Origin of the sequence: Flavobacterium branchiophilum NBRC 15030 = ATCC 35035 (assembly GCF_002217205.1) — a bacterium.
In the GTDB taxonomy this organism is placed as follows: Bacteria; Bacteroidota; Bacteroidia; order Flavobacteriales; family Flavobacteriaceae; genus Flavobacterium; species Flavobacterium branchiophilum.
This window is the reverse complement of record NZ_MUGT01000064.1, coordinates 9,325-20,521: the sequence shown is the minus strand read 5'-3', so window position 1 is coordinate 20,521 and position 11,197 is coordinate 9,325. Positions and strand designations below refer to the sequence as shown.

Below are 11,197 nucleotides of genomic sequence, written 5' to 3'. Positions count from 1 at the left end.
TTATTGCAAAACAGGAACCAATCCTGTATTGAGTTATACCAATGGTGGTGTTGCGGGTACATTTAGCGCTTCTCCAACAGGCTTAAGCATCAATGCAAGTACTGGTGCTATCAATTTATCGGCTAGTAGTGTGGGTTCCTACACGATTACCAATAGCATTGCTGCTGCGGGAGGTTGTTTGGCAGTTAGTGCCACATTTGATTTAACCATTACGGCACCTCAAGACGCTACTTTTAGCTATACAGGAACACCATATTGTCAAAATGCGACCAATCCAAGCCCTACATTGGCAACGGGTTCAAGTGCAGGAGTATTTAGTAGTACAACAGGTTTGAGCATCAATTCTAGTACAGGACTTGTTAATTTAGCGTCAAGTACCCCAGGTACTTACACGGTTACCAATACTATTGCAGCTACAGGCGGCTGTGCGGCTTCTATCAAAACAGCAACTATTGTTATTACGGCAGCACCACAAGCTAGTATTGCCTATGGAACTCCTTTCTGTTCATCTGAAAGTAATGTACAAGCTGTAACCTTTACGGGTACTACAGGAGGTAGTTTTAGCGCTAGCCCAACCGGACTAACCCTCAATGCAACAACAGGAGGTATTACACCAAGTACCAGTACACCAGGCACTTATACTGTAAAATATACGATTGCCGCCGCAGGTGGATGTCCGTTGTTAGAAAAAACAACTCCTGTTACCATAACAGCACCATTTAACGTTGTATTATCTGGTGGATGCGAGGGCAATACCTTTAAATTAAAAGCAGAACCAGTAAATAATTCTTTCAACCCAACAACAGCTCAATACAGTTGGAGTGGTCCGGGCATTGCTACCAATCAAATGGGGGTTCAAACGCCAATTATTACTCAAGCGGGTGTTTACAACGTGTCCATTACCGATGCGAGTGGTTGTATTGTACAAAGCAACATTACAATTACCAGTACCCAATGTATCATTCAAAAAGGGATTTCGCCAAACAACGACGATCAAAACGATTTCTTTGATTTAACGGGCTTGAATGTAAAAGAATTAGGCATTTTTAACAGATATGGCATCAAAGTATATAGCCGAACCAATTACAAAAAAGAGTGGTTTGGACAATCAGATGCAGGTGAAGAATTGCCAGATGGTGCTTACTATTATGTAATAGAAAGTGATGGTAAAGAAACCAAAACAGGATGGGTATATATTAATAGAGAAAACAAATAATTTATCCATTTGTCTTACAAATGAAGCTGTTTGAAATACGACAGCTTCATTTTTTTAAAAATAGAATAAAACAGTAAATAGGTTGTTTTTTGGTGTTTTGAATTTATTTTAAAAACAAAAAAAACAATCACAAACAGCATATCTTTTTGAAAAAATTAAACCAAAATTGAAGAGGAGGTCTTGCAAAATAGCAGCAATACTGCTTCAAATTTGAAATAAAACCATTGTTGTGAATCAATCAAAATTTAATTGATAATTTGCAAAAAAAGCAATCATAAAGATATGACCGCTAACCCATAAATTTCAGATAAATGAAAAAAATATACCTAGTAGCCTTGACCTTATTTTTAGGAATTGTTGATGCCACAGCACAACAAGACCCACATTATACGCAATACATGTATAACATGAACATCATCAATCCAGCGTATGCAGGCTCAAAAGAGAACCTATCCTTTGGATTGTTGTACCGTAAGCAATGGGTAGAAATAGAGGATGCTCCCACAACATTTTCGCTTTCTGGCTCTATGCCTGTTGGCAAAAACGTGGGTGTAGGACTCTCGTTGCTCAACGACAAAATTGGCCCCGTAGAAGAAACCAATGCCTATGCCGATTTTTCATATACCCTAAATTTAGGAGGCGATCACCGCTTGGCCTTTGGGGTAAAAGGAGGAATTACAATGCACAAAATAGACTTTAATGTCATCAGACCCACTTTGCCTATCCAATCCGACCCTACTTTTGCACAAAGCAACCCGAGCAGCAGCCGGATGAACATTGGATCGGGATTATTTTATTATACAAACAAATATTATGTTGCCTTTTCTGTACCAAATATGTTAAAAACCAAATATTTAGACTACAATGGCAGGGCTTATGGAACAGAGGTAATGCACTATTTTTTAACAGGAGGATATGTATTTGATTTGTCGCCAAATGTAAAATTCAAACCTTTTACAATGATCAAATCTGCTTTGAACGCCCCAGTTTCGGTAGATTTTTCGACCAATTTCTTAATCCACGACAAATTAGAATTAGGAGCTACATACCGCCTTCAAGACAGCTTTGGAGCGATGGTAAATTTTGTAATAAGTCCTTCATTAAGAGTGGGTTATGCTTACGACCATATTGTATCTGACTTAAAAATCAGCACACCGTCGTCGCACGAGGTTATATTGTTATTCGACTTGAATTTTCCAAAAAAGATTTCTCGTTCGCCAAGATATTTCTAGCATAGTATAAGTAGAAGAGATTGAAAGATTGAAAGATTGAAAGATTGAAAGATTGAAAAATTTAAAAATTAAAAGATTAAAAGATTGAAAAATTTAAAAAATCAAAAATAAAATCCAACTCTTTTATACAATACTATAAAAACAACATCAAATTTGACATATATGACAAGGAGCTTCATTACGACTTGGTTTAAAACACCAATTGATAAACAACGACAACATATATGCTTGTAAAAAATTAATATTACATTTATGAAAAAAATATATATTTCGATGGGGGTTGCCCTATTGGCTAGTGGTATGTTTGCTCAAAATCAGCAAACCAAAACGGCCGACAAATTGTTTAACCGATTTGAATATGTGGCAGCTGCAAAAAATTATTTAAAATTAGTCGATCAGGAAAAAGCCGATGCTTATGTTTACAAACAATTGGCCGAGAGTTACTACAACGTATTTGACGCTCCAGAGGCAGTGAATTGGTATGCCAAAGCCGTTGCCGAAAAACAACCTGCCGAGGTGTACTACCACTATGCACAAATGCTAAAAGCCACGGGCAAATATGAATTGGCCAACAAACAAATGCAAGAATTTGCCAAATTAGCACCAAATGATCAAAGAGCCAAAGCCTTTTTGGCCGATCCAAATTATTTGCCAAAATTGGCATCGCAACAAAAATCGTTTGACGTACAAAAACTCGATTTCAACTCTGAAGCTGCCGATTTTGCTGCTGTTTTAACCCAAAACGACCAAGTTTATTTTGTAAGTGCTAGCAACAAATCCAGACGCACAGATGGCTGGAACAAAGAAGCTTTTTTGGATATTTATAGAACCCAACGCAATGCCGACGGCAGTTATACAAAACCAGAACCCGTAACGGAGCTTAATACCAAATGGCACGATGGCCCTGTGAGTATTTCGGCAGATGGCACCACTATGTATTTTGCCAAAGACAGTCATGACGAAAACAGTTTTGAAAAAGATAAAAGTTTGAATGCCAAATTTGGACAAGTAAACCTATATAAAGCCAATAACGAAAATGGCAAATGGAGCAACATTAGTGCTGTTCCGTTTAACAGTACGGCCTATTCAAACAGTAGTTCGAGCCTTTCAAAAGACGGAAAAACCCTTTATTTTACCTCCAATATGCCTGGTAGCAAAGGCGATTCAGACATTTGGAAGGTGGCCATAAAACCAGACGGTAGCTATGGAACCCCAGAAAACATGGGGCCAAACGTCAATACAGAAGGCAAAGAACAATTTCCGTTTGTAAGCGACGACAACATTTTGTATTTTGCTTCAAACGGTCGTCAAGGATTTGGTGGATTAGATGTTTTTCAAATCGATTTGAACAATCCAGGGCCAGCAGTCAATTTGGGCAAACCCGTAAACACCGAAAAAGACGATTTTGCATTAACCTTTCATGTTCAAAAAAACACAGGATTCCTTTCGAGCAACCGCTCTGGCAACGACGATATTTATGGCATTACCCCAGTATGTGCTTTGGACGTAACCACAATTGTTAGCAATACCAAAACAGGCGATGTATTGGCCAATGCTAAAGTAGCCATTTTGGACGATCGCAAAAACATCATTGCTACCCAAACCACCAACGAAAAAGGAGAGGTAAGCTATAAGGTAGAGTGCGAAAAAGCTTATGTAATACAAGCCAGCAAAGAAGGCTTTGAAAGCAATACATTTGCAGTAGCCAAAGTTAGCAAAGCCAGCAAAGCTAGAATTGATGCCGCCTTGAACCCTATAGAGCACATCATTACTCCAACGGAAGTAGTCTTGAACCCCATCTTTTTTGAATACAACAAAAGTAATATTACACAAGAAGGAGCATTTGAGTTAGACAAACTTGTCGAAGCCATGAAAAGCAACGACAAATTGGTGGTATTTGTAAAATCGCACACCGACAACCGAGGTGGCGATGTATTTAATATGAATTTATCAGATAGACGAGCCAAAGCCACTGTGCAATATGTATTGTCTAAAGGCATAGCCGAAAGCCGTATATCGGGCAAAGGATTTGGCGAATCAGAACCAAAAGTAGATTGCAAAGACACCTGCACCGAAGAAGACCATGCACAAAACAGACGATCTGAATTTTTAATAGTAAAATAAAAAGGAGTCTAAAATTAATAAAGCCTCAAAAATTTTAACGATTTTTGAGGCTTTTTGTTTGATGTTGTACATCAAAATTATAAGGGGGGGGTGAATCTTACGATCTAATTTTTTGTTCCCATTTCCAAGCGCTTGCAAGGCTTTCTTCTAGTGTTGATTGGGCTTTCCAACCCAAAATTTGGTTGGCTTTATCTGTATTGGCATAAGCCGCAATGACATCACCTTCTCTACGTCCTACAATTTGATAATTCAATGGTTTTTCTGAAACTTTTTCAAAGGCTTTAATAACTTCTAAAACCGTGCTACCTGTTCCTGTTCCTAGATTGAAAGTTTCAACCTTGGCAGTATTTTTTTGGTGCAACAGCCTTTCTAAAGCCACAACATGGGCTTTTGCCAAATCGACCACATGGATATAATCACGAATGGCAGTACCGTCTGAAGTGGGGTAATCCGATCCAAAAACAGATAATTTTTCTCGCAATCCAATGGCTGTTTGAGTTATATAGGGCACCAAGTTTTGCGGTATGCCAATGGGCAATTCGCCAATTTCGGCAGAAGGATGTGCTCCAATAGGGTTAAAATAACGAAGTAATATGGCATTTATTGGACTTACTTTTGCTACATCAGTAATAATTTCTTCGCCAATTTGTTTAGTATTTCCATAAGGCGAAATGGCGGGTTGTACAGAGGCATCTTCGGTTATGGGCATTTTTTCTGCCTGACCATAAACGGTACAAGAGGAACTGAAAATAAAATTGGCCGATGGAAGCTGAGTTAATTCTTGCAATAGATAAACCAGTGCATTGAGGTTATTTTCATAATATAATAATGGATTTTCAACACTTTCGCCTACTGCTTTTGATGCTGCAAAATGAATAACACCTGTAATATCGTTATATTTTTCAAAGAAAGATTTTACAGCGCTTTTATCTCGCAAATCCATTTGTTCGAATATTGGTTTTCGACCCGAAATTTTTTCAATGCCATCTAAAACTGATAGACTTGAGTTGGATAAATTATCGATAGCTATTACTTCAAATCCTTTGGCTTGCAGCTCTACCACGGTGTGCGAACCTATAAATCCTAGGCCGCCTGTTACTACTATTTTCATGTGTTTATGTTAGATTATTGGGGTTTATTAGGCATTATTCATAAAATCCAAAACGGTTTGGGTTATGAATTGGATTTGTTCATCATCAAGTTCGGTGTGCATTGGTAGTGCAATAACTTCATGAACCAACAAATTAGTATTTGGAAAATCCGATTCTATATAACGACTATCAGCATAGGCTTTTTGAGCATGAAGTGGTATAGGGTAATAAATAGCACAAGGAATGTCCTTTTCCTGCAAGTGAGCCATCAACGCATCTCGTTTGCCATTGGTTATCCGGATTACATATTGATGAAATACATGACAGTCGCAAGCATCACATATAGTTGGTGCAATAATGCTGGGGTGGGTATTTAAAATTGACGAATATTTTCGAGCGGCCTCTTGACGGGCTTTTCCATAATCGTCCAAAAAAGGTAACTTGGCATTCAAAACAGCTGCCTGAATGCTGTCTAATCTGGAATTTACCCCAACTACGTCGTGGTGGTAACGTATGTACATTCCATGATTGACAATACCTCTCAAGGTGTGTGCCAATTGGTCGTCGTTTGTAAAAATAGCTCCGCCATCGCCATAACAACCCAAATTTTTTGAAGGAAAAAACGATGTGGCACCAACGTGTCCTATGGTTCCTGCTTTGGTTTTTGTTCCGTCTTTTGACGTATAATTGGCTCCAATAGCTTGTGCATTATCTTCTATAACATACAGCTGGTGTTCATGGGCAATAGCCATAATAGCCTCCATATTGGCTACTCTTCCAAATAAATGTACGGGTACAATAGCTTTGGTTTTTGGAGTAATGGCTTTTTTTAATGCTTCTATCGATAGGTTCATGTTGTTCAAATCAACATCTACCAAAACGGGCGTTAACTGCAACAAGGCAATCACTTCGACCGTGGCAGCAAATGTAAAATCGGCAGTAATCACTTCGTCGCCTGGCTGTAATCCCAATCCCATCATGGCTATTTGTAAGGCATCTGTACCATTGCCGCAAGGAATAACATGCTTAACACCTAAATAGTTTTCAAGTGCCACTCTAAATTTTTGAACTTCGGGGCCGTTGATATAAGTGGTCGTATTTAAAACTTCTTGAATGGAAGCATCAACAGTGCTTTTGATTTTATCATATTGACTTTTTAGGTCAACCATTTGAATTTTTTTCATGAATATAAAAAATTAATTGCTTTTTTTTCGATTTAAAAAAACAAAAATAGTTATTTTATAAAATATTACAATGAAATTTGTTGAAAGAAATGTAATTTAGCCACATAATTTTTATTTTATGTTTTTCATTTATCAAATCGTTGCTGTATTGGCTTCAAAAATAGTAGTGTTGTTAGCCTTTTTTAGTCCAAAAATGAAACTTTTTGTCGATGGACGAAAAAATGTTTGGCAACAAATAAATACCCACATTGCACCTTCAGATCGAACGATATGGGTTCATGCTGCCTCTCTTGGCGAATACGAACAAGGATTGCCTATTATGGAAGGACTAATGCAACAATTTCCCAATCACAAATTAGTACTTACGTTTTTTTCACCTTCAGGTTTTGAGGTTCGCAAAAACAATCATTTAGCACATCTAACGCTCTATTTGCCATTAGACACTTTGTCCAATGCCCAAAAATTTGTGCAATTAGTACATCCAGAAATGGCCTTTTTTATTAAATATGAATTTTGGCCCCATTATTTGCAACAACTTCAGGCACATCATGTTAAAACCTATTTGATTTCGGGTATTTTTAGAAAAAATCAAGTTTTTTTTAAATGGTATGGCGGTTTTTATAGACAAGCATTACAGGCATTTGATCATTTTTTTGTTCAAAATGAAAGTGCCAAAACATTGTTGCAACAAATGGGTTTTCAGAATAGTACAGTGTCTGGCGACACACGATTTGATAGGGTAGTTACCATTTTGGAACAAGACAATACGTTGGATTTTATCGAAAAATTTACAAACCAACAAACTACTATTGTTATGGGAAGCACTTGGAAAAAAGACGAAGAGCTGCTTGTAGCATACCTGAACCAAGCCCCTCAAAACATCAAATTTATCATAGCTCCACATCAAATAAAGCCAGAACAAATTGCTTATTTGCAAGCATCTATTACCAAAAAAAACATTTTGTTTTCAAATAAAAACCAACATGATTTATCCAATTACGACGTTTTTATTGTAGATACTATTGGAATTTTAACCAAAATTTATCAATATGCCAATATAGCTTATGTTGGGGGAGGCTTTGGACATCCTGGAGTTCACAATATTTTAGAGCCCGCTACATTTGGAGTACCTATCGTTATTGGGCCTCATTACAGTCATTTTGCAGAGGCTACAGCTCTTGTGCAAATGGGAGGTTGTGTAACTATACAAGATGCAGCAACCTTAAAAGAAGCTTTCGATTTGTTGCTTCAAAATGACGATGTACGACACGAAAAAGGGTATATTTGCCATACCTTTGTACAAATGAACAAAGGGGCAACTGCCCTTGTATTGGCTAAAATAAAATCGTTTTTTACAAAATAATACTAACCCAAAATGAATTAATTATGAAAAAAATCCAGTATGTATTGCTTTTTATTGCTCAACTTGCCGTGGCACAGCAAGGGGGTATGTGGATTCCTTCGTTGTTGAAAGGAATGAACGAAACGGAAATGAAAAACTTGGGCATGAAAATCTCTGTCGAAGACCTATACAGTGTCAATCATTCCAGTTTGAAAGATGCTGTACCTCATTTCAATGGGGGGTGTACCTCCGAAGTAATTTCGCCAAAAGGATTACTACTAACCAACCATCATTGTGGTTTTGATGCCATACAAAATCATTCCTCTACCGAACACGATTATTTGACAAACGGGTTTTGGGCATATAAAATGGAAGACGAATTGCCAAACGAAAATTTGGTTGTTACTTTTATTGTAAAAATAGAAGATGTTACAAAACAAGTTTTGGAAGGAGTGGATGATCAAGCTACAGAAGCTGCCAAACAACAAAAAATAGAAGCTAACATGGCAACAGTAGCCTCCCAATTTCCAAAAGAGACTTGGCAAGAAAACAAAATTAAAACCTTTTATGAAGGCAACCAATACTTGCTTTTTGTTACAGAAACCTTTAAAGATGTTCGACTTGTGGGGACTCCTCCATCTTCAATTGGCAAATTTGGCTCCGACACAGACAATTGGGTTTGGCCCAGACATACAGGTGATTTTTCTATCTTTAGAATATATGCCGATGCCAACAACCACCCAGCTGCTTATGCTAAAACCAATGTGCCGTATGTGCCAAAACATTTTTTACCCATCTCGCTCGATGGCGTAGATCAAGACGATTTTACAATGGTTATGGGGTATCCAGGACGCACTACCGAGTATTTGCCCGCAGTAGCTGTTGCCCAAATTCAAAATGATTTAAACCCAGCTAAAATTGAAGTAAGAGAAGCAGCCCTTAAAATTGCCGATAGCTATATGAGAAAAGACAATGCCATCAAAATTCAATATGCTTCAAAATATGCTAGTATTGCCAATTATTGGAAAAAATGGATAGGCGAAACTCAAGGGCTTAAAAAATCTAATGCCGTTTTGATCAAACAAAAACAAGAAAAAGCTTTTTTGGAAAAAGTAGCAAAAGCCAATAAACAAGCCATATATGGCCAATTGCTAAACGAATTTGAGCAAAATTATGCTGCCATAAAAGAATATGCTCTTGCCAGAGATTATTTTTCGGAAGTGATGATCAGAAATGTTGAATTTACAGGTTTGGCATACAAAGTGTATCAATTAGAGCAGGTGTATCAAAGCAAAGGTAAAGATGCTTTTGAGGCTGCTAAAAAAAACATGATGGCTTCCATGCCTGATTTTTACAAAGATTTTAACAAAAATGTAGATCAAAAAATATTTGAAAAATTAATAGACATTTATCAAAACAAAGTTCCAAAACCATTTTTGCCAGACCATTTGAAAAATGCGGTTATCCAAAATGTATCTAATGATTTATACAATAAGTCGGTGTTTATCAATTTAGAAGGTCTTCAAAATCTATTGAATAACGACAACAATACCATTATCACAATACTTCAAAACGATCCTGCTTATAATTTTATCAAACAAGTAGTAGAGAAATTTCAAAAAGACGTGGTACCAACTTATAATGAATTGAACTTAAAAAACAACGCTTTACTTAAAACGTATATGAAAGCCCAATTGGAGCTTAACCCAAATGCACGTATTTTTCCAGATGCCAATAGTACTTTGCGTGTAACTTATGGAAAAGTAAAAGGCTACGAACCCAAAGACGCAACGGTTTATAAACCAATAACTTATTTAGAGGGAGTAATAGAAAAATATGTACCAGGCGACTATGAGTTTGATGTACCACATAAATTAATTGACTTATACCAATCTAAAGATTATGGTGTGTATGCCGAAAATGGTAAAATGCCTGTTTGTTTTATAGCTACAAACCACACCACAGGAGGCAACTCTGGAAGCCCAGCTATTGATGCGTATGGCAACTTAATTGGGTTGAATTTTGATAGAGTTTGGGAAGGAACTATGAGCGATATTTATTATGACGCACAAATTTGTCGAAATGTTATGGTAGATGCACGTTATATTTTATTTATTATTGATAAATTTGCGGGTGCCCAAAATTTAATTTCAGAATTAAAATTAGTTCATCCAAAAAAGAAACCCGTCAAAAAAACCTCAAAAAAGCAATAATATCGGAGTTTTTGCTATTAAGTCAATACATTTAAAAATAACATTTACTGTTTAATAAAGTTTGGCACGGTATTTGTTAAAGATAAAAATGTTGTAAAGAATTGATTTTTGAAAAAAAAATTAAAAAAATAATTTGGAATATTAAAAAAATTATATCTTTGCATCGAATTAATAATTAACCTTTTATATTAAGTAAGATGAAAAAAGTATTTTTAAGTTTAGCAGTAATCGCTACATTAACTGTAGTATCTTGTAAACAAGCTGAAGCTCCAGCTCCAGAAGCTACTGAAGCTGCAACTGATTCTGCTGCTGTAGCAACTGATTCTGCTGCAACTGCTTCTGATTCTGCTGCAACTGCTACTGATTCTGCTGCTGCTCCAGCTGCTGAAGCAACTAAAGAAGCTGCTGCTCCAGCAAAAAAATAATTAGAAATAACATTCTAATTGAAAGAGAATCCACGTAGCTTACGTGGATTTTTTTTGTTTATACAACTAATGCTGTTATACAAATCGTTATCTGTATATGTTATGAATTACTAGGATGTGTGTGTAACCCGTTTAAGGTATCATAATAAAAAAGTAATATAATAAATAGCAACTATTCTAAAAAGCTTAGTTGTTTGCCCTTGCAACAATTGCGCTGTACAATATGTGAATAGCACATTGAGTGCTTGCCTTTTGCAAAATAACACCAAATGTATTTGTAAAATAATCCAAAGATGCGTAGTTGTTTTTCAGAAAATTTTCAAAAAAAATCGTTGCATAACTGGGCTAAGTAACTATATTTTTAGACTCA

The 11,197-nt window shown here is 36.5% G+C and carries 8 protein-coding genes; 6 read left to right on the top strand and 2 right to left on the bottom strand.

All coding sequences use genetic code 11. The features are described 5' to 3' along the window. From B0A58_RS08925 to B0A58_RS08915, 3 genes are all read left to right on the top strand, one after another. Nucleotides 1-1,216 (top strand): T9SS type B sorting domain-containing protein (locus tag B0A58_RS08925; protein WP_133063107.1); only part of this gene is annotated, 1,216 nt, incomplete at its 5' end. 311 nt (nucleotides 1,217-1,527) lie between these two features. Next, nucleotides 1,528-2,448, top strand: coding sequence for a PorP/SprF family type IX secretion system membrane protein (locus tag B0A58_RS08920; RefSeq protein ID WP_014083043.1), 921 nt, complete (start codon nucleotides 1,528-1,530; stop codon nucleotides 2,446-2,448). A gap of 252 nt (nucleotides 2,449-2,700) precedes the next feature. Next, a complete protein-coding gene (locus tag B0A58_RS08915) occupies nucleotides 2,701-4,572 on the top strand; it encodes an OmpA family protein (protein WP_089080774.1) in 1,872 nt (623 codons plus the stop codon). Nucleotides 4,573-4,669: 97 nt separating this feature from the next. Here B0A58_RS08915 and galE read toward each other — a convergent pair whose 3' ends face one another. Then, nucleotides 4,670-5,683, bottom strand: coding sequence for a UDP-glucose 4-epimerase GalE (gene galE / locus B0A58_RS08910; protein WP_089080773.1), 1,014 nt, complete (start codon nucleotides 5,681-5,683; stop codon nucleotides 4,670-4,672). A gap of 27 nt (nucleotides 5,684-5,710) precedes the next feature. Further along, a complete protein-coding gene (locus B0A58_RS08905; protein WP_089080772.1) occupies nucleotides 5,711-6,847 on the bottom strand; it encodes a DegT/DnrJ/EryC1/StrS family aminotransferase in 1,137 nt (378 codons plus the stop codon). Between the two features lie 118 nt (nucleotides 6,848-6,965). Here B0A58_RS08905 and B0A58_RS08900 point away from each other — a divergent pair, with 118 nt between their 5' ends. From B0A58_RS08900 to B0A58_RS08890, 3 genes are all read left to right on the top strand, one after another. Next, nucleotides 6,966-8,210, top strand: coding sequence for a 3-deoxy-D-manno-octulosonic acid transferase (locus tag B0A58_RS08900; RefSeq protein WP_089080771.1), 1,245 nt, complete (start codon nucleotides 6,966-6,968; stop codon nucleotides 8,208-8,210). Nucleotides 8,211-8,233: 23 nt separating this feature from the next. Then, nucleotides 8,234-10,402, top strand: a complete 2,169-nt coding sequence (locus B0A58_RS08895) for a S46 family peptidase (protein WP_089080770.1) — start codon at nucleotides 8,234-8,236, stop codon at nucleotides 10,400-10,402. A 197-nt stretch (nucleotides 10,403-10,599) separates the two neighbouring features. After that, complete coding sequence (locus B0A58_RS08890) at nucleotides 10,600-10,827, top strand: hypothetical protein (RefSeq protein WP_089080769.1); 228 nt, start codon at nucleotides 10,600-10,602, stop codon at nucleotides 10,825-10,827. Nucleotides 10,828-11,197 lie beyond the last annotated feature (370 nt).

Excerpts from the sequence above, each read along its gene's own strand:
- B0A58_RS08895 (WP_089080770.1), top strand. The coding sequence starts at position 8,234 with ATGAAAAAAATCCAGTATGTATTGCTTTTTATTGCTCAACTTGCCGTG.
- B0A58_RS08920 (WP_014083043.1), top strand. The coding sequence starts at position 1,528 with ATGAAAAAAATATACCTAGTAGCCTTGACCTTATTTTTAGGAATTGTT.
- B0A58_RS08900 (WP_089080771.1), top strand. The coding sequence starts at position 6,966 with ATGTTTTTCATTTATCAAATCGTTGCTGTATTGGCTTCAAAAATAGTA.
- galE (WP_089080773.1), bottom strand. The coding sequence starts at position 5,683 with ATGAAAATAGTAGTAACAGGCGGCCTAGGATTTATAGGTTCGCACACC.
- B0A58_RS08905 (WP_089080772.1), bottom strand. The coding sequence starts at position 6,847 with ATGAAAAAAATTCAAATGGTTGACCTAAAAAGTCAATATGATAAAATC.
- B0A58_RS08915 (WP_089080774.1), top strand. The coding sequence starts at position 2,701 with ATGAAAAAAATATATATTTCGATGGGGGTTGCCCTATTGGCTAGTGGT.
- B0A58_RS08890 (WP_089080769.1), top strand. The coding sequence starts at position 10,600 with ATGAAAAAAGTATTTTTAAGTTTAGCAGTAATCGCTACATTAACTGTA.